Origin of the sequence: Streptomyces roseofulvus, assembly GCF_039534915.1 — a bacterium.
Lineage (GTDB): Bacteria > Actinomycetota > Actinomycetes > Streptomycetales > Streptomycetaceae > Streptomyces > Streptomyces roseofulvus.
This window is the reverse complement of sequence record NZ_BAAAWE010000001.1, coordinates 3871088-3894766: the sequence shown is the minus strand read 5'-3', so window position 1 is coordinate 3894766 and position 23679 is coordinate 3871088. Positions and strand designations below refer to the sequence as shown.

At 70.8% G+C, this 23679-nt stretch carries 19 protein-coding genes; 13 read left to right on the top strand and 6 right to left on the bottom strand.

The window, feature by feature from the left end; translation table 11 throughout:
* Positions 1-43: 43 nt before the first annotated feature.
* Positions 44-526: a GbsR/MarR family transcriptional regulator gene (locus ABFY03_RS17835; RefSeq protein WP_319009500.1), complete on the top strand. Its 483-nt coding sequence runs from the start codon at positions 44-46 to the stop codon at positions 524-526.
* On the opposite strand, the gene ABFY03_RS17830 is transcribed toward ABFY03_RS17835, so the two are convergent.
* Both ABFY03_RS17830 and ABFY03_RS17825 read right to left on the bottom strand, forming a co-directional pair.
* Positions 517-1851: a hypothetical protein gene (locus ABFY03_RS17830; RefSeq protein ID WP_319009501.1), complete on the bottom strand. Its 1335-nt coding sequence runs from the start codon at positions 1849-1851 to the stop codon at positions 517-519. The genes ABFY03_RS17835 and ABFY03_RS17830 overlap by 10 nt on opposite strands.
* A gap of 70 nt (positions 1852-1921) precedes the next feature.
* Positions 1922-2743, bottom strand: a complete 822-nt coding sequence (locus ABFY03_RS17825) for a diacylglycerol kinase (RefSeq protein WP_346170350.1) — start codon at positions 2741-2743, stop codon at positions 1922-1924.
* Positions 2744-2886: 143 nt separating this feature from the next.
* Here ABFY03_RS17825 and ABFY03_RS17820 point away from each other — a divergent pair, with 143 nt between their 5' ends.
* The 5 genes from ABFY03_RS17820 (at position 2887) to ABFY03_RS17800 (ending at position 10236) form a co-directional block, all read left to right on the top strand.
* Positions 2887-4170 carry an adenylosuccinate synthase gene (locus ABFY03_RS17820; RefSeq protein ID WP_319009503.1) on the top strand — a complete coding sequence of 428 codons (1284 nt, stop codon included), beginning with the start codon at positions 2887-2889 and terminating at the stop codon, positions 4168-4170.
* Between the two features lie 103 nt (positions 4171-4273).
* A complete protein-coding gene (locus ABFY03_RS17815; RefSeq protein WP_346170349.1) occupies positions 4274-5548 on the top strand; it encodes an AAA family ATPase in 1275 nt (424 codons plus the stop codon).
* The gene (locus tag ABFY03_RS17810; protein ID WP_346170348.1) at positions 5548-6291 is read left to right on the top strand and encodes an RloB family protein; all 744 of its coding nucleotides are present in this window, start codon (positions 5548-5550) and stop codon (positions 6289-6291) included. Before ABFY03_RS17815 ends, ABFY03_RS17810 begins: the two co-directional genes overlap by 1 nt.
* Before the next feature lie 77 nt (positions 6292-6368).
* Complete coding sequence (locus ABFY03_RS17805) at positions 6369-9056, top strand: type I restriction-modification system subunit M (RefSeq protein WP_346170347.1); 2688 nt, start codon at positions 6369-6371, stop codon at positions 9054-9056.
* Positions 9046-10236, top strand: coding sequence for a restriction endonuclease subunit S (locus ABFY03_RS17800; protein ID WP_346170346.1), 1191 nt, complete (start codon positions 9046-9048; stop codon positions 10234-10236). The genes ABFY03_RS17805 and ABFY03_RS17800 overlap by 11 nt, the downstream gene beginning before the upstream one ends.
* Before the next feature lie 130 nt (positions 10237-10366).
* Here ABFY03_RS17800 and ABFY03_RS17795 read toward each other — a convergent pair whose 3' ends face one another.
* Positions 10367-11116, bottom strand: coding sequence for a transposase family protein (locus ABFY03_RS17795; protein WP_346169656.1), 750 nt, complete (start codon positions 11114-11116; stop codon positions 10367-10369).
* Between the two features lie 106 nt (positions 11117-11222).
* Between ABFY03_RS17795 and ABFY03_RS17790 the strand changes: the two genes are divergently transcribed.
* The 3 genes from ABFY03_RS17790 to ABFY03_RS17780 all read left to right on the top strand — a co-directional run bounded on the left by ABFY03_RS17790 (position 11223) and on the right by ABFY03_RS17780 (position 13031).
* Positions 11223-11996 carry a DUF5753 domain-containing protein gene (locus tag ABFY03_RS17790; RefSeq protein ID WP_346170345.1) on the top strand — a complete coding sequence of 258 codons (774 nt, stop codon included), beginning with the start codon at positions 11223-11225 and terminating at the stop codon, positions 11994-11996.
* Between the two features lie 13 nt (positions 11997-12009).
* On the top strand, positions 12010-12198 hold the full coding sequence (locus ABFY03_RS17785) for a DUF397 domain-containing protein (RefSeq protein ID WP_346170344.1): 189 nt from the start codon (positions 12010-12012) through the stop codon (positions 12196-12198).
* A 566-nt stretch (positions 12199-12764) separates the two neighbouring features.
* Positions 12765-13031 carry a hypothetical protein gene (locus ABFY03_RS17780; RefSeq protein ID WP_346170343.1) on the top strand — a complete coding sequence of 89 codons (267 nt, stop codon included), beginning with the start codon at positions 12765-12767 and terminating at the stop codon, positions 13029-13031.
* 230 nt (positions 13032-13261) lie between these two features.
* Here ABFY03_RS17780 and ABFY03_RS17775 read toward each other — a convergent pair whose 3' ends face one another.
* Positions 13262-13882, bottom strand: coding sequence for a restriction endonuclease subunit S (locus ABFY03_RS17775; RefSeq protein WP_346170342.1), 621 nt, complete (start codon positions 13880-13882; stop codon positions 13262-13264).
* 103 nt (positions 13883-13985) lie between these two features.
* Entirely contained in the window at positions 13986-14333 is a 348-nt protein-coding gene (locus ABFY03_RS17770) for a hypothetical protein (RefSeq protein ID WP_346170341.1), read from the bottom strand.
* Between the two features lie 326 nt (positions 14334-14659).
* On the opposite strand from ABFY03_RS17770, the gene ABFY03_RS17765 reads away from it, so the two are divergent.
* Both ABFY03_RS17765 and ABFY03_RS17760 read left to right on the top strand, forming a co-directional pair.
* A complete protein-coding gene (locus ABFY03_RS17765; RefSeq protein ID WP_346170340.1) occupies positions 14660-18424 on the top strand; it encodes a type I restriction endonuclease subunit R in 3765 nt (1254 codons plus the stop codon).
* Positions 18425-18428: 4 nt separating this feature from the next.
* Positions 18429-19229, top strand: coding sequence for a M48 family metallopeptidase (locus ABFY03_RS17760; protein WP_346170339.1), 801 nt, complete (start codon positions 18429-18431; stop codon positions 19227-19229).
* A gap of 142 nt (positions 19230-19371) precedes the next feature.
* Here ABFY03_RS17760 and ABFY03_RS17755 read toward each other — a convergent pair whose 3' ends face one another.
* Positions 19372-21312, bottom strand: coding sequence for a serine/threonine-protein kinase (locus tag ABFY03_RS17755; protein ID WP_346170338.1), 1941 nt, complete (start codon positions 21310-21312; stop codon positions 19372-19374).
* Positions 21313-21760: 448 nt separating this feature from the next.
* Between ABFY03_RS17755 and ABFY03_RS17750 the strand changes: the two genes are divergently transcribed.
* Both ABFY03_RS17750 and ABFY03_RS17745 read left to right on the top strand, forming a co-directional pair.
* Positions 21761-22702, top strand: a complete 942-nt coding sequence (locus ABFY03_RS17750; protein WP_346170337.1) for an NADP-dependent oxidoreductase — start codon at positions 21761-21763, stop codon at positions 22700-22702.
* Between the two features lie 107 nt (positions 22703-22809).
* Complete coding sequence (locus ABFY03_RS17745) at positions 22810-23664, top strand: FG-GAP repeat domain-containing protein (RefSeq protein ID WP_346170336.1); 855 nt, start codon at positions 22810-22812, stop codon at positions 23662-23664.
* The last annotated feature ends 15 nt before the right edge of the window (positions 23665-23679 follow it).

Genomic DNA, 23679 nt, shown 5'->3' with positions numbered 1-23679 from the left:
ATAAAGTCGCTGTCGCAGCGCGACCGAGGGAGACGATGGAGCCATGACCAGGAGCGACGAGGAAGCCGTGTCCCGATTCGTGGAGCGTTTCGCCGCGGAGATGACCGAGGCGGGCATGCAGCGGATGGCCTCCAGAGTCTTCGCCGCGCTGCTCGCCTCCGAGACCGCCTCGCTGACCTCGGCGGAGCTCGCCGAACAGCTCAGGATCAGCCCGGCCGCCGTCTCCGGCGCGGTCCGCTACCTCACCCAGGTGGGCATGGTCGCCCGCGAACGCGAACCGGGCACCCGGCGCGAGCGGTACGTGCTCCACAACGAGATCTGGTACGAGACCTTCACCCGCCGCGACCAGATCCTGACCCGCTGGGAGAAGGTCCTCCGCGACGGCGCCGACACCCTCGGCCCCGACACGGCGGCCGGCGCCCGCACCGCCGAGACCGCCGACTTCTTCGCCTTCCTCCAGGAGGAGATGGCCCTGATGCTGGAGCGCTGGAAGGAGCGGAAGGCGGCGCGGGCCGCTCAGGACTGACGCTCGGGCTCCATCACCAGGGCCGGCCCGTCGAGCAGCTCGGCGGCCGTGCGCGAACCGGCCTCCCCGTACGGTCCGGCGGGCCACAGCGGCCGCTCCCCGCACCACGCCACGACCACCGCGTCCCCGTCGCCGCCCGGCTCCCCGTCGCGGTCGAGCCAGCCGCGCAGCTCCACCGTCCCGGTCGGCTCCACCGGCCGGTCCGGCGGCAGCAGCGGCAGGACCCCCTCGGGCCGGTCGTCCGGTCCGCCGTGGGCCGGGAAGACCACCAGCAGGGCACCCTCGCCGACCGGCTCGGGCACGAGCGCGTACCGCCGCTCGACGGGTACGGGAGCGGTCGCGGCCCGCACCAGGACCCGGACGACCGGCACGCCCCGCGTCCACGCGGCGAAGCAGGCCCACACCAGCCAGCCCGCGCCGAGGAGCAGCAGCACGGAGCTCGTGAGCACGTCCGGCCCGCCGGACCCCGGCTCGGGCCAGATCACGTCGAGCGCGAGCAGGCCGCCCATGACCGCCGTGACCGCCGCCGCGCCACCCACCTGGGTCAGCCCCGCGATCCGGCGCAGCGTCCGCACCCGCCACCACGGCACCGCGCGCACGTCCGCCTCCGGACGGCGCGTCCGCGCGTTCCGGCCGGCGGCCGCCCACCCCTCGGCGTGGGCGGCGAGGCGGGCGTACGTGAGCGCCGACGGAGCGGCGACGGCCGCCGCCGGGGACTCCGCGTCGGCGACGGCGGCGGCCCGCGGCCGGGCCTCCGCGTCGGCGGCGGCCTGCGGCTGGGCCGGGAACGGCAGGCCCGCCAGGCCCGCCTGCTCGGCGCGGGCCACGGCCCGCCGCCGCGCCGCCGCTCCCCGCACCGGCTTCGCCCGGAAGAGCTCGCCGCCGCCGGGCGCCGCGAGCACCCCGCCCGCCGCCGGGTCGCCGCACCACCAGAGCACGCCCACCGGGACCGGCCGGACCGCCGCCCAGCGGGCCCGCGACGCGATCGGCCGCAGCACCCACCGGCCCGCGCCGTCCGGGGCCGTCAGGACGACGGCCTCGCCGGACATGGCGCGCGAGAAGGCGGTGGCGGGATGCGCCGACCAGGGGCCCGCCGACAGGATCCGGCGGAAGCGGCGGGCGTAGGCGAAACGGCCGAGGCCGAGCAAGACGGACGCCGCCGCGCCCGCCACGATCCACGTGACCAGTTCGGCGCCGTCGGTGAACGTCCCGACGCCGACCGCGAGGGCCGCCAGGACCGCACCGCCCGCCAGCAGTCCGCCGCCGCCCCGCCGGTACGCCGCCAGCGCCTCAGCCGTCGCCGGCAGATCCAGAGCCCGTGCCACTTGCGCCCCCCAGGTCACACCCGTCACTCCCGCGGACGAAGGTAACCCCCGCGGACCGGCGCGAACACCCTCAGGCCGGCGGATCCGCGTCCCGGGGCAGGGTCAGCCCCCAGCCGGCCGCCCGGACCGTCCACGTGCGGCGGCGGACCGGTCCCGTCACCCGCCCGTCCGCGCGGTAGCGGAAGTCCGGGCCGGAGACCGTCAGGGTGCCCGCGACGGCCCGGCGCGGCGCGCCGGCCGGCCCGGCCGGGTGCACCGTCACCTCCGCCGTACCGCCGCCGCCGTCCACCGGGCGGGCGGTCACCGCCGCCACCGGCGCGTCCACGTCGGCCAGCAGCACCCCGTCCGCCTCCACCCGCAGCCGGTGCACCGGCACCGAGAGGACCGGCGGCACGGCCGGCCGCACCAGGGTGCGGACCAGCGAGCGGCAGGTCCCCCAGACGGAGGGCGCGCTGCCGGCGGCGGGCGCCGGCAGCGCGGGCAGCCGCAGATCGCCGAGGACCACCCCGCCGCTGTCGTCCACCAGCAGGTCCAGGCTCCGCACCGCCCCGTCCAGGACCGTCCGGGCCGCCGCCACCGCCGAGCGCGGCACGCCGAGGCCGTACGCGACCTCCAGCGCGTCCGGCGGCCCGATCGGGACCAGCGCGAGCGGCGCCCGGTCCCGGTGCAGCAGGGCCACCGCGCGCAGCAGCGCCCGGTCGTCGCCCAGCACGACGGGGCGCCGGGAGCCGCGCCGGGACAGGGCCCGGGAGAATTCCTCGGGGGAGTCCGGCAGGCAGATCTTCGCTTCCGCGCCCGCGGACAGGACATCCTTCGCGATCCGTACGGACTCGCCGTCACTTCGGCGGGCGACCGGGTCGACGATGACCAGCAGCTGGTCGTGATCCGACACCTCGGTCCTTCCTCGGGTAGCATCTTTGTGCAAGAGCCCCTTGCGCTATTGCGCCAGGGGCTTCGTCTATTCCGGGGCACACCGGTGAGGCGGCGTACGCCATCTGACCTTGGACATGCCCCACCCGGAAGGGGTGTACGCCTGTGCCCGCACTTGTGCTGCTCGGTGCTCAGTGGGGTGACGAGGGCAAGGGAAAGGCCACCGACCTGCTCGGTGGATCCGTGGACTACGTGGTGCGTTACCAGGGCGGCAACAACGCCGGCCACACGGTCGTCGTCGGCGACCAGAAGTACGCGCTGCACCTCCTCCCTTCCGGAATCCTCTCCCCGGGGTGCACCCCGGTGATCGGAAACGGTGTCGTCGTCGACCCGGCGGTCCTGCTCTCCGAGCTGAGCGGACTGAACGAGCGCGGCGTCGACACGTCGAAGCTCCTGATCAGCGGCAACGCCCATCTGATCACCCCGTACAACGTCACCCTCGACAAGGTGACGGAACGGTTCCTCGGCAAGCGCAAGATCGGCACCACCGGCCGCGGCATCGGCCCGACCTACGCCGACAAGATCAACCGCGTCGGCATCCGGGTCCAGGACCTGTACGACGAGTCGATCCTGGAGCAGAAGGTCGAGGCGGCCCTGGAGCAGAAGAACCAGCTCCTCGCCAAGGTCTTCAACCGCCGCGCGATCGAGTCCGGCCGGATCGTCGAGGAGATGCTCCAGTACGCGGACCAGATCAAGCCGTACGTCGCGGACACCACCCTGATCCTCAACAACGCCATCGACGAGGGCAAGGTCGTCCTCTTCGAGGGCGGCCAGGGCACCCTCCTGGACGTGGACCACGGCACGTACCCCTTCGTCACCTCCTCCAACCCGACCGCCGGCGGTGCCTGCACCGGCGCCGGCGTCGGCCCGACGAAGATCAACCGGGTCATCGGCATCCTCAAGGCGTACACCACCCGCGTCGGCGCCGGTCCGTTCCCGACCGAGCTCTTCGACGAGGACGGCGAGGCGCTGCGCCGCATCGGCGGCGAGCGCGGCGTCACCACCGGCCGCGACCGCCGCTGCGGCTGGTTCGACGCGGTCATCGCCCGCTACGCCACCCGCGTCAACGGCCTGACCGACTTCTTCCTCACCAAGCTGGACGTGCTGACCGGCTGGGAGGAGATCCCGGTCTGCGTCGCGTACGAGATCGACGGCAAGCGCGTCGAGGAGCTCCCGTACTCCCAGACCGACTTCCACCACGCGAAGCCGATCTACGAGACCCTGCCCGGCTGGTCGGAGGACATCACGAAGGCCAAGACCTTCGCGGACCTCCCGAAGAACGCGCAGAACTACGTGAAGGCGCTGGAGGAGATGTCCGGCGCCCCGATCTCCGCCATCGGCGTCGGCCCCGGCCGCACCGAGACCATCGAGATCAACTCCTTCCTGTAGGACGCATTGAGCGGCGGTCGGCGTGTAAGCGCCGACCGCCGTCATGTTTCGCCGACGGGAGGAGGGATGGTGTGACTAATCTGGCCGCCATGAGGGAGACAGGATGCTGCTGAGATTCCGGGTGGCGAACGTGCGGTCGCTGCGCGACGAGCAGGAGCTGTCGTTCGTGGCGCTCGACGACGCCGACGCCGAGGCCGAGCGTGCCGCGGCCCGCGAGACCACGCTCTCCGACGGCAGGAAGCTCCCCGTCCACACCGTTCTGGGAGTCTTCGGCTCCAACGCCTCGGGCAAGTCCAATGTCGTCGCCGCCCTGAAGAACATGCGTCACGCGGTGTTGCGTTCCTACACCGACTGGACTTCGTACGACGGCATCCCTCGCGAGGAATTCGCCTTGGACGCGAAGGCCGCCTCCGAGACCTCCCTCTACGAGGCGGACATCCTCCTCGAGGACGGCGTCCGCTGGACTTACGGCTTTGAGCTCGGCTCTCGCAGAGTCGAGGCGGAGTGGCTCTATGCCTATCCCAAGGGCCGCCGACAGGTCTGGTACGAGCGGGACGCGAGCCGCGAGAAGCTGATCGACTTCCCCGGTGACCGTCTGCACGACCGGGCCGGGCTGACCCGCATGGCAACTCCGGACGCCCTGCTACTCACCCGCGCGGGCAACGCCAGCCACGAGCAGCTCACGCCCGTCTTCGACTGGTTCCGGGACAACCTCTGGGACGTCACTCCGGAGACGGAACGCACGCAGCGCGAGGCATACACGGCCCTGCGGTTGCTGAGCAGCGAGGAGTTCCGGAGGCGCGCCGAGGAGCTGCTGCGCGTGGCGGATCTCGGTATCGCCGGGGTGGAGGTCGAGCAGACCTCGTCCGGCCGTCCGCTGGTCCGGCTGTCACACACCGGAGGTGGCGGAACGACTCTCATGGACTGGTCGTCGGAGTCCTGGGGCACCCGCTCCTGGTTCGCCCTGATCGGCCCGCTCCTGCTGGCCCTCGACACTGGGGCGGTCCTGCTCGTCGACGAGCTGGACGCCAGCCTCCATCCACGCTTCGCGGCCGAGGTCGTCCGCCTCTTCCAGTCGCCCAGGGTCAACCGGAAGGGTGCCCAGCTTCTCTTCACAGGCCACGATCCCTCCCTCCTCCGGTCGCCGGGAGGTGGGCGGCTGCTCCAGCCCGGCCAGATCTGGTTGACGGAGAAGGACGAGCAAGGCGCCACCGTCCTGTCGTCGGTCGCCGACTGGGAGCCCACGGAGGAGGAGGACCTGATGGCCTCCTACCTCGCAGGCTCCTTCGGAGCGGTGCCGAGAGTGTCGGAGGGGCAGATCGGGCGGCGGCTGCTGCGCACGGACGAGCTGGCACGGACGGGGACGGAAGAGAGCTGATGGCGAGGACACGGGGCGGGGACGGTATCAACCGGAAGCGCGGAGGCGGGGCGACACGAGGCCGTGCCCATCGTTCTCGGCAGGTCTACGTCTTCACCGAGGGCGAGGTCACCGAGCCCGAGTACATCGACCTGATCGTGAAGAACGGGACCCCGAAGAAGGCCGGGGAGACCGTCCAGGCCCACATCGCCAACCCGAACGCCGAGGGCAAGCTACGTAAGCCCCTGCGGCTCGTACAGGACGCTGTCAAGACTCTCCGCACAGTGGAACGCGAGGCCACGGACGCCGGGCTGCAGAAGGGCGAGCACTGGAACTGGCCCCAGGTGTGGGTGCTCTTCGACCGCGACGACCACCAAGGGATCGCGGAGGCCATGAGGCTGGCCGACAAGGAGGGCGTTCACGTCGCCTACTCCCACCCGTGCTTCGAACTGTGGCGACTGCTCCACTACACGAACTACACCAGCAGCTTCGGCGGCGTCTGCGGCGACGCCAACAGCCGGTTGAGGTCGAGCGCCGGGTTCGCGGCGACGTACGGGCCTGGGGTACGCACCGTGACCGAGCAGAAGTCCAAACATGTGCGTGGGGACCAGGTGCTGCACGAGAAGGGTGACCGCTACCGGAACGCCAAGAAGCATGCCCAGAAGATCAACGAGCGCTGCGAGTCGCCCGACCCGAACAAGTGGGACCCGTACACGGACGTCTTCGCCTTCGTGGAGGACGGGCTGCTCCTCAGCGGCTACTAGTCTGGGGCCTGCACCTTCCCGGCAGAGCAGCGAGCCGCCTGCCCGACGACCGTCCGCCACACCCAGGGAGCCCGTACGTGGCCAAGCTCACGCTCGACCAACTGGAGCGCCACCTCTTCGCTGCGGCGGACATCCTGCGCGGCACGATGGACGCCGCCGAGTACCGTGACTTCCTGCTGGTCCTGCTCTTCCTCAAGCGGGCCAACGACGAGTTCGAGGCGGCGTACGAGGAGATCGTTAAGCAGGAGCTGGCCAACGGAGCCTCACGCGAGGAGGCCGAGGAGGAGGCGTACGAGCCCGCCCAGTACACGGCGCGGCGGATCATGTACGTCCCGCCGGAGGCCCGCTGGGAGCGGCTGGCCGGGGCAGTGGACGACGTGGCCACGAAGTACCTTCAGCCGGCGCTCGACGCGATGGAGGGCCAGAAGGGCAACGAGCGGCTGCGCGGCCTGTTCAACCACATCAACTTCAACCGGATCGGTGGCGGCGGTGGTACCGGCGCCTCGGCTGCGAAGCTGGCGGACAAGCGGCTCCAGGCGCTCATCGGCCACTTCGGCAGTCTGCGGCTGCGTGGCGAGGACTTCGAGTTCCCCGACGTCATCGGCGCGGCGTACGAGTACCTGCTGAAGGACTTCGCCGACTCGGCAGGTGCCAAGGGCGGCGAGTTCTACACCCCCCGCGCGGTGGTGCGGATGATGGTCGAGCTCGCCAGGCCCCGCGCCGGCGACCACGTGTACGACCCGTGTGTCGGCTCGGGTGGCATGCTCATCCACGCCAAGGAGTACATCGAGGAACACGGCGACGACAGCGAGGACCTGGCGCTGGCCGGCCAGGACGCCAACAACGGCTCCTGGGTCATGGCCACCATGAACATGCTGTTCCACCGCGCCCACGACTTCGACCTGCAGACCGGCGACACCCTGACGAACCCGCTCCACCTGGACCGGTCGTTCGACATCGTCCTCAGCAACCCGCCCTTCTCCATGGACTACCGGGCGGTGGACATCGACGACATCGACGACCGCATGCCCTACGGCCAGACCTCCGAGAAGGGCAAGGCCGACCTGATGTTCCTGCAGCACATGCTGCACATGGTGAAGGGACGCGAGGGCTCCGTCTTCACCGTCATGCCGCACGGCGTGCTGTTCCGGGGCGGCGCGGAGGAGCGGATCCGGGCCAGGCTCGTCGAGGACGACCTGCTGGAAGCCGTGATCGGCCTGCCCGCCAACATCTTCTACGGCACCGGCATCCCGGCCTGCGTCCTGGTCCTGCGCTCCCGGGGCCGCAAGCGCGACGGCCGGGACGACCAGGTCCTGTTCATCAACGCGGACCGTGAGTTCCATGCTGAGCGGGCACAGAACGTGCTGCTGCCGGAGCACGTGGAGAAGATCGTCTCCACGTTCCACGCGAAGGCGGGCACGGAGGTGCCGCGGTTCGCCCGCTGGGTGAAGCGCGACGAGATCCGGGACAACAACTACAACCTCAACATCCGTCGGTACGTGGACAACACCCCGCCGCCCGAGCCGCAGGACGTCCGCGCGCATCTGACGGGCGGGGTGCCGAGGGCCGAGATCGAGGCGACGGAGAAGGCCCAGGTCCTGGAGGCGTACGGGGTCGGCGTCACGGACCTGTTCGCCGAGCGGGCCGAGGACTCGGACGACGCGTACGTCGACTTCCTTCCGGAAGACCGGCGACCGGACGCCGACCGGCTGACGGCCCTGGCCGAGCAGCGGGAGACGAAGCTCTGGGAGGCGTTCGAGGCCTGGTGGACGACGGAGACGGAGCAGATCGCCTCCCTCGCGCCGTACGACGGCGACGACCGTACGGAGTCCGAGAAGCGCGCCCAGCTCGCGCGACTGCGGGCTGACCTGATCGACTCGTTCCGCGCGCGCCTGCTCAGTGTCCAGCTCCTCGACCAGCACGCGCTGGCGGGTGCGGTCGCGGGCTGGTGGCAGGAGGCCCGTAACGAGCTCAAGGCGCTGGCCGGAAACGGCTTCAAGGGCGTCGTGGAGGGCTGGGTCGACACGGTGGAGACCCTGCTCGAACCGGAGCCGAACCCGTGGACGGGCGGGGCGCGCAAGCGCAGCGGGGCCGAGCGGCGGCAGGCGTACGCGCACAAGGTCGTGGCCCGGATCGCCCCCGACTTCCTGAAGGGACTCGCCGCGGCGGACGCGGAGAAGGCCCGCCTCGACGCGGCGGTGAAGACCGCAGAGGAGGCGGAGGCCGCACGGGCCGCGGCGGCGCTGGGCGTCTCGGAGGACGGCGAGGACTCCGAGGGCACTCCTGCCCTCGACCCGGCGGTGGCAGAAGCCCTGCTCAGCGAGGCCGACCTGAAGAAGCTGAAGCGGCAGCGCACGGCGGCCGGCAAGGCGGTGAAGGCGCTGGAGGAGGACTTCTACCCCCTGGACGGCCTGGGCGCGTCGCGCGCCCCATCGCTGCCGAAGGCCGCCCCGGAGGGGACGGACGGCCAGACGGCCCTCGACGTGACGCCCCCGGCCGAGCCCGACCGCCCCACCCCCCGCCTGCACGAGCGGCGCGACGCTCTGACGGAGGAAGGCGCGCGCGAGGCCGTCCTCGGCATCCTGCGAGACGACCTGGCGTCGAAGCTGGAGGGCCATGTCGTGCGGAGGCGGCGCGAGTTGATCGACACCTATTTGGGCTGGGAGCGGAAGTACCTGGTTTCGCTGCGCGACATCGAGGCACGGCGTGAGGCGGCGGCGGAGCGCTTGAACGGGTTCCTGGAGGAGCTGGGTTATGGGGCGTGAGGTGCCCAGCGGATGGCAGTCTTCCACCTTGGGAGACCACTTCGAGATGTCCCTTGGCAAGATGCTCGACAAGGCGGCAGCTCAAGGCGCAGACCACAGCCTGTACTTGACGAATCGCAATGTCCGCTGGGATCGCTTCAAGCTGGGTAACCTTGAGACAATGCACTTCACCCGCGAGGAGCGGGAGCTCTACAGGCTAGTCCCGGGCGACCTCCTGGTCACTGAAGGAGGCGAGATCGGCCGTACGGCGATGTGGGGCGGCGAACTGAAGGACTGTTTCTTCCAGAAATCGTTGCACAGGCTGCGCGCGCGGGGTGGAATTGAGCCGCGTTATCTTTTGCACTATATGAGGTTCGCGGCGCGACACGGATTGTTTGCGCATCTGTCAGGTCAGACTAGCATTGCCCACTTGACTAAAGAGAAGCTCTCTGGGCTAACGGTTATTCACCCAGTTGCTCGCGGGGAGCAGCGGCGAATCGTTGCTATGTTGGATTCGGTTGGGGAGAATGAGCGCACCGTTGAGGCATCAATCGCCAAGCTCCGTACGGTACGTCAAGCTGTCCTGGCCGATGCTCTCCGATCGGGTGCAACGGGCTGGCCTCGGCGACCGCTGACTGACGTTGTGCAACTTCCCGCGGGGCAGGTCGATCCGAGGGAAATGCCGTACCGGGAGCAGATTCTGTTGGCCCCAGATCATGTGGAGCCCAGGACGGGTAAGGTGATTGGTCGCGAGTCAGCGCAATCCCAAGGGGCTGTCAGCGGAAAGTACATCGTGAGGCCGGGGGACGTCGTCCTCAGTAAAATTCGGCCTGGCCTGAGGAAAGTTGCAGTCGCAGATTTTAGAGGTACTTGTTCGGCGGACATGTACCCTCTCTCTGTTGGCGATGACGTGCTGCCTGGTTTCTTGTGGGCGATGCTGCTCGGCGATGAATTCTCGAGTTTCGCCGAGAGTGTTTCAGGTCGGACCGGCATTCCAAAGCTGAACCGGAAGGACCTCTCGGACTACCTGATGTGCATTCCCCCTCTAGGGGAGCAGCGGCGGATTATCGCTGTGCTGGACGGCATTATCGGCCAGGAGCAATCAATCGAGGCGTTGGGTGACAAGCTGCGCGCGCTGAAGCAAGGCCTCGCTGATGCTCTGCTCAGCGGGAAGGTGCGCATCGACGACGTGGCTCTGTGAGTTGACCGAAAGGGGAGTGCATGCCCGTCCGCAAGCCGTCGACCGAGCGGCAGCGACGTCTCGGTGCCGAGTTGCGCAGGATGCGCGAGCACATCGGTATGACGATCAACGAGGCGGCCATTGAGCATTTTCAGCGCTGACGTTCCAGGGTGAGGATGGCTGCGGCGATGGCGGTCATGCGGTTGGGACTGCAGCGGGCTTTGCGGAAGATTCGCCAGGACTTCAGTCTTGCGATGCTCCGTTCGACCGGTGCCCGCGCCGCGGACAGAGCCCGGTTGATCGTCCGCTGGGTCGTGGTCAGGTCCCGTTTCGGGAGCCGTCTGATCGGTGTGGTCACCCAGGGGCCGGCGCCGATGTAGGCGCGGTCGGCGAGGACGGGGATGCCCTGGCGTTCGCAGATCCGGATGATGCGGTGGGTGCGGGCGGCGGTCAGGTCGTGGGTGCGGCCGGGCAGTGCGGGTGAGATCCACAGCAGGTTGCCCGCGGGGTCGGCGACGACCTGCACGTTCACGCCGTGGCGGCGGTGCTTCTGGGAGAAGTCGGCCCGGCTGTCGCCGACCCGGTCGCACTCGGCGAGTGTCCCGTCGAGCAGGACGTGATCAGGATCGGCCTCCCGCAGAACCCGCAGCAGTCCGGGCGCCCGACCGGATAGGTGTTGGACGACGGCTTTGACGTAGGCGTGGGCGGTGCCGACGGATATGCCGAAGCCGGCCGCGATCTGCGCGAGCGTGTCGTGCCGCCGAAGATAGACCAGCCCCACGAGGGCACGCTGGTGGGGCGGCAGTTTGCAGCGGCGGTCACCCTCACGGGTGACGATGAGCATGGATACCCACTCGACCAGGGCGTGCGGCAGGTCGAGTGCGGCAGGATGGGGAACCAACAGGGCTCCTGTGCCGATGGGTTGAGACTTCGAACACCTCCCTCAACGGCGCGGGAGCCTTGTGCGTTGCGGTTCTCATCCTGACTCGGTCTGGGTCACTCGATCAGTGGCCCCTCTGAAAGAGCTCATTGTTCACCGCACCGACCGGACGACGGTGAGTAATACGGAGTCCGCCCGCTCCGGCGTGAGCAGTGACCGGGTGAGGGTCTGGGCGGCCAACTACCGCTGCCCTGACGCCGCGTACGTTGATGCTCTGGCGGACATGGCCAGGGAGCGTGGCGCGAACTGGTGGGACGAGTACCGAGATGCGCTCCCCGCCAGCCTGTTGGACATCGCAGAGATGGAGCATCACGCGGCGGCGCTGCGGTCTGCGCAGATCATGCACATGCCTGGCGTGCTCCAGACCCCCGACTACATGCGTGGCATCTTCGCCGAGGCAGTTCCAACCATGGACCCCGCAGACCTCGAACGGCATGTTGAGTTCCGGGTGAGGCGCGCCGCGGTGCTCGATCGTCCCGAGCCGCCTCCAAGCGAGTTCCTGATCCATGAGACGGCGCTGCGCATGAGCTTCGGTGGCTTGAAGGCGCTGCGCAGGCAGCTGGAGCACCTGTTGGAGCAGGCCGAGCGGCCTGGCATCGTCGTCCGCGTCGTACCGTTCAGCGCCGGAGGCTTTGCGAATGCCGGCAGTTCGACGCTGTACGCGTGCGGACCGGTGCCGCAGCTGGACACGGTGCAGATCGACGTACCGACCGGAGTCACCTTCCTGCACGCCGAGACGTACCTTGCGAACTACCGTGCGGTCCTTGATCGCATGCGAGCGCGGGCGCTTGATCCCGCCGCTTCACGGGACTTCGTCCAGCAAGCAACCATGGAGATATGAGGGTTGGGGACCGGTGGAACTTCACTGGCGTAAGGCGTCCTTCTCGGCCGACACCGGAGCCTGCATCGAGGTTGCGGAGGGGGAAGGCTGGGTGTTTCTTCGTGAGAGCGACGACCCGGAGGTGATCGTGCGGACCACGCGTCGGAAGCTGCGCGCGTTCCTCGACGGAGTCAAGGCGGGGGAGTTCGACGACTTCGTTTAGACGTCTCATCCGACCGGCATATGCCAGTTTTCGCGAGCGGAGACAACATGTTGTCTCACGCATTGAGTGGTCCCTACCGTATGTAGTGGCTGCCCGGCGCTGCGTGCACTGCCGGGGAGTAAAGCGCCCCGGCGGTGTTAGCGGCACCCCGGGGCTTGGCCAACGCCTCGTAGGAGCGTCAGCATGCCCCACCGTATCCGGCCTGGACTTGTGCGAACACTCGTGCACCTCGCTGTGCCCGCCCTCGCCCACCTCGTGCTCGCCCTCGCCCCTGGGGCCGCTCCGGGCTCCGGATGCCCGACCGCGCCCCACGTCCCCCGGAATGCCGCCGACACGGCCGTACCGCGGCCGAGCAGCCGCACGCCCGGCGGTCGGAGGTGCCGCACCGCCCACCGGCCCGCGCCCGCGACCCGGGTCCGCCTCTACCTCGTCGTGCACGAGCAGCGTTCTCGCGGGCGGGCCCTCGCGCTCGCGCTGGACGGGATCGACGTCGGGCCGTGGGTGATCCACGGGCACCGGGTCGGGCAACCCGTCGCGACCGCGGGGCCCTTGGGGGTGGTGGCCTGATGGGCGGCGCACCCCGGATGCAGGTCAGCCGCGTCCCCGGCAAGCGGGTGCGGCGGGAGCGGGACGGCAACCTCACCATCGACCTCTGGCTGTGCAGGGATGGGGCGTTCGACGCCGATCTCCCGCTGCGGCTCACGCCGACCGAGGCGGAGGTCCTGCACGCCCAGCTCTGCTACGTCCTGGACGACGACACCGTGTCCGTGATCACCCCCGCGACCGACCTCCCCGACTGCCGTCGGCACGTTCAGTCCACCCGCCGCCAGTGAGGGTGACATGTGCTGTGTGCCGCAGCAGGTGGTCACCTCCTCGTACGGCGGTCCGTAGTGTCACGGTGTGGGGGAAGATGCTCGTGGCCACCAGTGTCGGCGGCCTGCTCGCCGTGCTCGTCGTGACGTTGATCCGTCAATCGGTGTGACGCGACAGACCGAAGCTTCCCCTCCGGCAGATCACCTGCCGGAGGGGAAGCTCAGCGGTTCACCGCCGTCGTAAGCCCACGTCACCGCCACTCGCTCCCGCTGAAGCTCTCTCCCAGCAGCTCGGTCAGGAGCCCCACCCGGAACGACTCGTGCTTGGCGATCAGTTGGGTGTGTGCGTCGATCTGGTTGCCGATCTCGCGCATTGCCCCCGCGATCAAGCGCTGCCGGTCGAGCGAGGGAAGCGTGACAGGGGTCTCGGCCAACGTCCGGGAGGTGAGGGTCTCCACGGCCTGGCCCTTGTTCGACTGGGCGACGATCCAGCCGTGGACGAGCGGATGTCCGAGGTAGTGCAGCAGGTACTCGGGCAAGACCCCTCCCTTCTTCGGCCGGAGGCGCAGGCAGGCGACCCCGAACAGCCAGGTGGCCTCCGCCGGGCCGACCACGGCGCGGCGCCCCAGCGTCCCCTGGCGTACGTAGATCAGGTCTCCCTGCTGGACCTGGTACCGGGCGAGACCAGCGGCCGTGCCGGGGCTGACGCGCTTGATGTGCGCCGTGGTGATGGCGTGGTTGGGGGTCAGGTCGGGGGCTGAGATGACAGGGACGCCTTCCAGCCCGGCCGAGAGCTCGGCCAGCTGCTGACCCGAGGGTCCGGAAGTGATCTCGCAGAGGTCGGCGAGTCGTGGGGTGTGGCTCACAGCCATCTCGTCATCCTTCTGGTGGGCATAAGTCGACGCGGGCCGAGTCCGGCCCGCGCGCCCGTGTCCTTCCGTCCGGGGTCGGACCCGACTGCCTTGCGGTGAGTTGCTAGTCGAGGATCTCGCGGATCCTGCGCAACCGGTCCTCGGCGACCGTGGAGCGGCCAACCCTCCGCAGGGTCTCGTCGCCCTTGCTGCTCGGGCGGAAGACCGCGTCGACGAGGTCGGCGACGGGGGAGTCGCGCAGGTAGACACGGACCTCGTGGTCCTGGTTGCCGGGCAGTTCCGCCGGGAAGTGCCCTATGCCATGCGCCTTCAGCTTGCCGGAGATGGTGGCCAGCACCCTGTTCCCCAGTCGGCCGGCACCCTCGATGTCGCGCAACGTGCCCATGGTGACGACCTGGAGGCCCCCCTCGGCCCTCGTCGACTCGCGGAGGTCCTCGTAGCTGCTGGTCATCAGTTCCCCTCCTGTGCGTTCAGTGCGCACGAATGAATTCAGCGATGAATGACGCTCGGCGTTCAAATTGTTTCGTTCACATCTCGCCGGTAGATGACTTCAGAACCGATGCGACTGTCTTCATAGGTCGCTGTGAAGTTCACTAGCGGTGTAGGCTTCAGCATCGCCGTGTGCTGAAGGGCTGTCAAGTCAGTTGTGTTCGCGCGTGATCGTGCGCGGTTTGGCCGGACGAGCCACCAGAGCGGCCCGAATCGATCGCGCGTCCGTACCCCTGGCGCACAATGGACCCTCACACGTTCACCGTGACGCAGGGGAGGGCGCGGCGGATGGCTGCCGGAGTGGTCGGCGAGGTCGGCGAGCGGGGCGAGGCGGAGTTGCCGCTGCTTGAGCACCTCAAGGCGATGGGCTGGCAGCACATCGAAGGGGCCCGGCTGCAGGCCGCGGGCGAGCGCGCTGACCATCGCGAGGTCCTCCTGGAGCGGCGGCTCCGGGCCGCTCTGCGCCGGACGGCGCCGTGGATGACCGAAGACAACGACACCGAACCAGCCATGTCCCGGCTGCGTGCCACCGCGCGCCATGTGTCGGCACAGTCGCTGCGCGACGCCAACCGCGACGCCACCACCCTCCTCCTGCACGGTGCTTTGCACCAGGGCCCGAACGGCAAGGACGTCAAGACCCACTACTTCGACTGGTCGCAGGCGGCACTGGAAGGAAGCCGCGAGGAGAGGCTGGCACACAACGACTACCTCGTCGTCGACCAGTTGAGAGTGCACGATGCCGACGGCCGCCCCGCCGTGCTCGACCTCGTCCTGTTCGTGAACGGCATCCCGCTCGTCGTCATCGAGTGTAAGTCGCCGCAGGTCCGTGACCCGCTGGGCAAGGCGATTCGTGACCTCCGCGCCTACACCGGCCGGCCCCTGGACGACGACACCCGCCACGGCGCGGGCGCACCGCGCGGTGTGCCGCACCTCTTCGCGCCCGCTCAGCTGCTCGTCGCCGCCGACGGACGGGACGCGGCCCTCGGTACGTACTCCTCGTCTGAGGAGCACTACGCGCTGTGGCGCAGCCTGACCCCCGACTACGGCGATCCGGCCCGTCCCGGCGACGACGGCGTGGAGCGGCTGCGCCGCGAGCTGCGCGGCTGGGGGCTGCTCGGCCCGGACGAGGCGCCCTCCCTCCAGCAGCGGCTGACCGCGATCGTCCTCCGGCCCGGCAACCTGCTGAACATCGTCCGGCACTACGTGTTCGAGAAGCCGACCGAGAACGATGACGGCGGGCGCGCCGGAGCGTCCAAGGGCCGGGCCGTCGGGCCGAAGACGGCCAAGGTGGTCTGCCGTCACCAGCAGTACCGTGCCACCGAGAAGATCGTGGCGCGGCTTCGCACTCGCCCGAGCCGGGCTGTCACCGGCGGCGAGCGGGACGAGCGGGGCGGTGTCGTCTGGCACACGCAGGGCGCCGGCAAGAGCTTCACGATGCAGTTCCTCGCTCGCCGCCTCCACATGAGCCCCGACCCTGACCTGAACACGATCACCCTGGTCGCCGTCACGGACCGCACCGACCTTCAGCGGCAGCTGCGCCGAGCGGTCGGGCTGAGTGAGTCCGAGACCCGCGAGGCCACCTCCCGTACGGACCTGGAGCGGCTGCTGGGCCGGGCGGGCCGGTCCGGCGGACGGGCGGTGATCTTCGCGACCATTCAGAAGTTCCTCGGCGACCTCGCACCGGGCACGACGGAGGGGAAGGACACTGCCGACGGCGAGGACCGGGCACTGGACGAGGACTTCGAGCAGGCGCGCCGACGCGTCGAGGCGGGCGAGAACGCGGAGGACGTGGCCGACCCCGCGCCCGACGAGCACACGCTCAAGCGCGCCGAGCGGATCTTCCCCGAGTGCAGCGACTCCGACCGGATCCTCGTCCTCGTCGACGAGGCGCACCGCTCGCACACCTCCGTCCTGCACGCCTGTCTGCGCAAGGCCCTGCCCAACGCCGCCCGGGTGGGCTTCACCGGCACCCCCTTGATGCAGGGGCGGCTGACCGACACCGGCCGGATCTTCGGCCTCGAACCGAGCACCGAACCGGGCGGGGCGCCGGAATTCCTCGACACGTACCGTATGACCGAGGCCGAACGCGACAAGGTCGTCGTGCCCGTCCGCTACGAGGGCCGGGCCATGACCGCCGAGGTACGCGACAAGGAACGCCTGGACGAGTGCTTCGAGGACCTGATCGAACCGCTTCCGGACGAGGAGCGGGCGCGGGTACGAGCGAAGTACGCCACGCCCTCCGCGCGGGCCGTCGCCGAGTCGCTGCCGCTGATCCGCCGCAAGGCCGTCGACATGCTGGAGCACTATGTGCGCGGCCCGCTCACTGGCGGCTTCAAGGCACAGGTCGCCGCCGTGAGCCGACGGGCCGCCGTCCTCTACCGCAGCGCGCTGCTGGACGCACGGGCCGAGCTGCTGCGACGGGTCGCCGAGTTCGACCGCAGCGGCCACCGCGAAGCCCTGCGGGGCAGGGCGCCCGAGACGTACACCGCGGAGGAGTCGCTCCTGTTGTGTGCCTGGCAGTTCCAGGAACTGCTGCGGCGCATTGACTTCGTCCCGGTGATCTCCGCTGGCGCCGAGCAGAAGGACGGGCTGTGGCGGGAGTGGAGCGACGAGAAGCATCAGCGTGAGCACATCGCGCGCTTTCTGCGGCCCTTCCCTCAGCTCCCGCCCGACAACCCCTGGGCGGTCGGGCCATTCGCCGAGCCGGAGCCTGACCCCGTGCCTGCCGGGTCCGTCGGCAGCATGAACCCATGGAGCGACCTGCTCCGCGGCGCGGGCGCACGGGGCGGGGACGGGCGGAAGACAGCTCGCGCCGAGGAGGCGGAACAGCCGCCCATCGCGTTCCTCATCGTCAAGTCGATGTTGCTCACCGGCTTCGACGCGCCCATCGAGCAGGCGCTCTACCTCGACCGGCCCATCCGCGACGCCGAACTCCTCCAGGCCATCGCCCGAGTCAACCGACCCTCTCGCCGCAAGCGGGAAGGACTGGTCGTCGACTACTACGGCGTCCTGAACAACCTTGGGGTCACACTTGCCGCCTACCAGGGCAACCCACCCGCGCTGGACTCGCTGCGCAGCATGGCCGATGAGGTTCCGGCACTGAAACTGACCGCCGACGAGGTCCGCGCCTTTTTCGCACGGGCCGGCATCGCCCCGGACGCGCTCACCACCCGGGCGGGGCTCGGCAGGGCCGTCCTCGCGCTCGGTGCACCAGAGGACCGTGCCGCCTTCGACACGGTGCTGAGCGAGTTTCTGGGCGCCGTGGACCGCGTGCTGCCGCACGAGGCCGCGCTAGGGCACCTGCCCGACGTGCGAGCCTGGAGCGTGCTTCAGATGAGGGTGCGCCGCCACTACCGGGACGACACCAGCGGCGGTTTCGCCATGCGCGGGTACGGGCGCAAGGTGCGGGCGCTGATCGCTGACCACCTCCAGGCACAGGAGGTCGAGCAGTGCATCCCGCCCGTCTCGATCCTCGCCCCCGACTTCGACAAGGTCGTCGGTACTCTCCCCGCCCGCGAATCGGCGGCCGAGCAGGTGCAGGCCCTGCGCTACCACCTGGAGGAGCGGCTGGCAGTGGAGGACCGACCGGTGTACCGACAGCTGTCGGTCGAGCTCGAGCGGGTCCTTGAGGAGTTCGCCGGGCGCTGGGAGGAGATCGGCCGGGAGCTTGGTCCGCTCGTCGAGAAGGCCCGGAGCGCCGAGCAGGCCGATCCCGCCGTCGCGGACCTGTCGCCGATGGAGCAGCGGCTGTATGTGCTGATCGGCGACAGGCTGGCCGAGAGCGCGGTCCTTCCGGATGCCGACCCCGAGCGGCTGCGTCTGCTCGTCGCCGAGGCCTACGACGAGATCACCGGCACGGTGCGGCTGGCGTCCTTCGGCGGCAAGGACGCCCATGTCACGCTGCTTGAGTCGCGGCTCTACGAGCGGCTCCGGGCCGCCGGGCTGCGCCTGCGGGGCGAGGGCCGCGAAGAGGTTAAGCAGCTCGCTTCGGCCCTCGCCGGATACACGGCGCAGCACCTTGCGGAGTTCCGGGCCGAGGCACGGCGAGAATAGGGGGATGTCTTCCGTGCCGTCCGCCGGCCCCCCGTCCGCTTCCCCTGGCGAGCCCGTACTGGGCGAGGACGGGATTGTGGTTGTCGGCGGACGCGAGCTGAGGGTGCGCATCAGCCGCCGCCGACGTCGTATCGGCATGACCGTCGAACGGGACCGTTCCCTCACCCTGCACGTCCCGGAGGGCTGCTCGGTCGAGCGGGTCGAGGCATTCGTCCGGAGCAGCCGGTCCTGGATCGAGGACAAGACCCGGCTCAGCGTCGAGCGCCGCCAGCTGCATCCCGTGCGCACCTTCCGGGACGGCGAGATCCACCGCTACCTGGGGCGGGATTACCGTCTCCTGATCGTCGACGGAGATGGGGATGCCGCGCCGGTGCGCCTCGTCGCGGGACGCCTGCGCCTCGACCACCGCATCGTCGCCGAACCGGAACGTGCCCGTTCGGCGCTGGCCGACTGGTACATCCGCGCGGGGCAGCGCTGGATGAGCGGCAGGCTCCAGCCCTGGGCGGCCCGCATGGACGTTCCCGAGCCCGCTGTGCGGGTTCGGGACCTGCGCCACCGGTGGGGGAGCTATCGGGCCGCAGAAGGTGACAACGGAGTGATCTCCCTGCACTGGGCGACCTTTCAGTTGCCGATTCACCTGATCGACTACGTTCTGGCACACGAGCTGGCGCATGTGCGGGTATCGGGCCATGGCCCGGATTACTGGAGGCTTCTGGGCAGGGCCCTGCCGGAGTGCCGCCAGATCAAGACCGAGCTCGACGAGCTCGGCCGCCGTGTATGGATGGGGGACCTGCCTCCGCCATGAGTTGATCGCGCGCCACGGCGGGCGGTTGGCCCCAGACGTCCACCTTGCCGTGTCGCTCCACGATCACGGCCACTGACCGGCCCTGTGTGCCCTGTGTGGAGGTCGTGCGTACCGGAACGAGTGAGGACGAGGGGGCAAGGGTTCAGTCCACGCGGTGGTACTCGCCCGGCTCCGTGTCCACCATCGGGTAGACCTGGAGGAGCTCCTCGCCCTTGTACGTCGTCAGGACCATGTAGCTGCCCAGGTGGTCGCTCACGCACTCGGAGTCCGCGCCGGGCTCCAGCGCCATGGGGCCGAGGACGTACGGGGGCGTCGTGGTCGCCAGGATCGCCGTCCTGGTGCAGTTCACCGCGTCGGCCAGCGTGTTGCCCTGCTCGTCCGTCCGCGGATAGACGTTCAGCGAGCGGAAGACGGTCGCGCCCACCGCGCCCTGGGTGATCGTCACCTCGTCGGTGTAGCGGTCCGCGTCCGGGCCGTCGACCAGCGGCTTCATCCGCCAGCGGCCGAGGTACTTCGCGGGCAGGATCGCCGAGCCGGTGCGGGCCTTGTGGAAGGTGGCCTTCGCGGTGCCGGAGGACCATTCGAGGACCTCGGGGGAGCGCAGCGTGAGGGTCTGGTGGGCGGCCGCCATGCACCGCTGCGGGGGAACGCTGGTCGTCACGTCGGACTCGCCCAGGACCACCTTGTCCTCGTCGGCGGAGACCAGCCGCGAGCGGCCCATGCACAGCCGGTTGTCGCCGACGTGCGTGTAGACGGCGGTCTTGGCCCCCGGCGAGCCCTGGACCAGCTCGATCCGGATGGTCTCGCGGGGGATCTCCGGGCTGCCCTGGAGGACGCCCTCCCAGGCGCCGAGGAAGGCGGCTGGCACGGCCCCGCCGGGCCGCGCCGAGGCGGACGACGAGGAGGACGCCGAGCCGGTGCCCTTGCCGTCGCGGGTGGTGGTGCCCGCCCCGCCGAACGGCCAGAGGGCGTAGCCGACGCCCGCCGCGGCCGCCACGGCGGCGGCCGTGAGCGCCGCGGTCAGCACCCGCCGCCGGGTCCGGGGCACCGGCCGGTCCGCCTCCGGCCCGGGCGCGGGCCCGGCGGACCGGCCGGCCGTCGCGTCGCCGGCCGCCGCGCCGCCCCGCGTACGGTCGGAGGTCTCCCCGGCCGCCGCACCGGCGGTGTCTCCGGCCGCCTCCCGGGCGCTCGCCGCGCTCTCCGCCTCCAGGAGCTGCGCCGCGTGCCGGCCGAGGCGGGCCAGCACCCCGGCGGGCAGCCACGGGTCGACGAACGGCAGCGTCTCGGCGATCTCGGCGGCCGTCGGCCGGGCCGCCGGGTCCTTGGCCAGACAGGCCCGGATCAGCCCGGTCAGCGCGGGCGCCACATCGGTCAGGTCCGGCTCGTCGTGGGCGATCCGGAACATCAGCGCGTGCACCCCGCTGTCGGAGGTGCCGAAGGGGGAGCGGCCGGTCGCCGCGTAGGCGAGGACCGAGCCCAGGCAGAAGATGTCGGAGGCCGGGCCGAGCCGCTCGCCGCGCACCTGCTCGGGCGACATGAAGCCGGGGGAGCCGACGACGGCGCCGGTGCTGGTGAGCCCGCCGTCGGTGACGGTGTCGACGGCCCGGGCGATGCCGAAGTCGATGATCCGCGGGCCGTCGACGGTGAGCAGCACGTTGGAGGGCTTGAGGTCGCGGTGGACGAGCCCGGCCCCGTGGATGTGGTCGAGGGCCCGGCCGAGGCCGGAGCCCAGGGCGCGGACGGTCGAGGGCGGCAGCGGCCCGTACTCGTCGCCGACGACGGTCCGCAGCGACGGCCCGGGGACGTATCCGATGGCGACCCAGGGGGCGGCGGCGGTGGTGTCGGAGCCGAGGACGGGCGCGGTGCCGGTGCCGCCGACCCGCTCCAGCGCCTCGACCTCGCGGGCGAAGCGGCGCCGGAACTCGTCCTGGGCGGCCAGTTCGGCGTGCACCACCTTCACGGCGACGGTCCGTCCGCCGGCCGAACGCGCGAGGAACACCCGGCCCATGCCGCCGACCCCGAGCCGGCCGACGATCCGGAACGGGCCGATGCTGACCGGGTCTTCCGCGTTCAATGGCTCCACGTGGCAAGAGGATGCCAGACCGGGCGGAGGGGCCGGTGACGGTCCGGGTCACGGTCCGGTGTCAGCCTTCCCCGCAGATCCGCGGCCCCTCCGGGGTGGCGCACGGCAGGTGCCCGCGGGCGCGCACGACGTGCCGCCCCCGGCCGCGTGCGGGGAAGGCGAGGAAACCGGCGGTGAGCGAGTCGCTCGGCGGGCCGCCCCGGGTGGAGGCGTGTTCGATCTCCCGGTAGGGGTACGGGGACCATGACCGGGACCGTACGGACGCGTGTGCGCCGCCGAGCGTGGCGGAGCGGCCCGGCACCTGGGTCTCGCCGCTCGTGCAGCCGGGCGGGAGGGGGCTCCCGGGGCGCCGCGGCGCGGGTCGTCCGGGTGGCCCGGCAGAGGTTGCCCGGGCCGGAGAGGCGTGGATGTAATGGCCGTGAGGGGGCCCTTCCGGAGGAGGAACCCCATGCGTGTCGTCGAAGTGACCGCCTACGGCGGACCCGAGGTCCTCGTGTCGGCCCGTCGGCCGGAGCCGGACCCGGCGGACGCGCCCGGGCGGGTCCGGGTGCGGCTGAAGGCCGCCGCGGTGAACCAGGCGGATCTCAAGATCCGCTCGGGCCGGCTCGCGGCCGCGCTCGGTGAGCTGGCCCCGCCGTTCGTGCTCGGCTACGACTTCGCGGGGGTCCTGGCGGACCCGGCGCCGGGCCTGCCGGCGGGCACCCGGGTGGCCGGTTTCGTGCCCTGGGTGGCGGAGGGCACCGGGGCGGGGACGTACGCGGAGACGATCCTGGTGGACCCGGCCTGGCTGGCACCGGTCCCGGACGAGGTGGACTTCACGGCGGCGGCCTCGCTGCCGCTCCCCGCGCTGACCGCCGCGCAGGCGCTGGACCTGCTGGCGCTCCCGGAGGGCGCGACGCTGCTCGTCACCGGCGCGAGCGGGGTGGTGGGCCGGCTCGCGGTCCAGCTGGCGGCCCGGTCGGGGCTCCGGGTGATCGCCCTCGGCGACGCCGCCGACGCCCATGAGCTGCGCGTCCTCGGGGCCCACGGGGTGGTGGGGCGCGGGGCGCCGGACGAGGTGATCACCGGGGTGCTCGGCTTCGCGCCGGAGCGGGTGGACGGCGTCCTCGACACGGCCCTGATCGCCGATCCGCTGCTGCCCGCGGTGAAGGACGGCGGGGTCTTCGTGTCCGCCTCCGGGGAGCGGATGCCGGTGGCCGAGCGGGACATCCGGGTGGACGCGGTGGTCGGCCGCCCGGACGCGGCCCGGCTGAAGGAGCTCCTCGAACTGCTGGGCGCGGGCGGCCTGGCGACCCGGGTGGCCGACGTGCTGCCGCTGGAGGAGGCGGCGGAGGCGCACCGCCGCGTGGAGGCGGGCCACCGTCCGGGCCGGATCGTGCTGATGATCTGAGGGGTGCCGCGCGGCGCACGCGTCCGGAAAAGTTCCCGCCGCCGGGCAACCCCCGGGGGACCTCGTGGGTCGGAGAGGTGACAACAGAACAAGCAGGGGGGATCCCGATGCATTCCGAACGACGCAGGGCCGGCCTCAGGGGCGCGCTGGCCGCCACCGCCGTCGCCGTGGCGACCGCGATCGGCGCGGGCTCCGCCGTCGCCGCTCCGCAGGCAGACCCGGTGGTGGCGCCCGTCTTCCATCTGTACAGCATCTACAAGCCGACCCACGAGCTGGTCGAGTGGTACCACCGCGGGCCGCTCCTCGTCAACGACGGGCCCGACGGCGTCGATCACTCGGACCTCGCCGACATCATCACGGCCGACAACGACAACGACGGTGGCGGAGAGGTGAAATGGATCCTCTACAAGAACGGCCGGCTGGACTTCAGCAGCGTGGTCGACGGAGTTCTCCGGGTGAGGACCGTCGGCAAGGGCTGGAACATCTACCCCGAGGTCCTGTCGCCCGGCAACCTCGGCGGGGCCAAGGAGGCCGACCTGATCGGCCGTGACACGGCCGGCGTGCTGTGGAGCTACCTGAGCTACCCGGACGGCCGCCTCACCACCCGCACGCGGGTCGGCGGCGGGTGGAACGCGTACGACCAGCTCGCGGGACAGGGGGACCTGACCGGCGACGGCAGGGCCGACATCGTCGCCCGCGACAAGACCGGCGTCCTGTGGCTCTACAAGGGCACGGGTGACTACAGGGCGCCGTTCGCGACCCGTACGCGGGTCGGCGGCGGGTGGAACGCGTACGACCGGCTGCTGTCGCTCGGCGACCACAACCAGGACGGCAAGGTGGACCTGCTGGCCCGGAAGACGACGGGCGAGATGCTCAGCTACGCGGGCACCGGCGACGCGGCGAAGCCGTTCAAGGCGCCGGTGCCGTTGGGAACGAACATGAAGAACTTCAACCTCCTCTAGGAGCGGGCCGCCTCC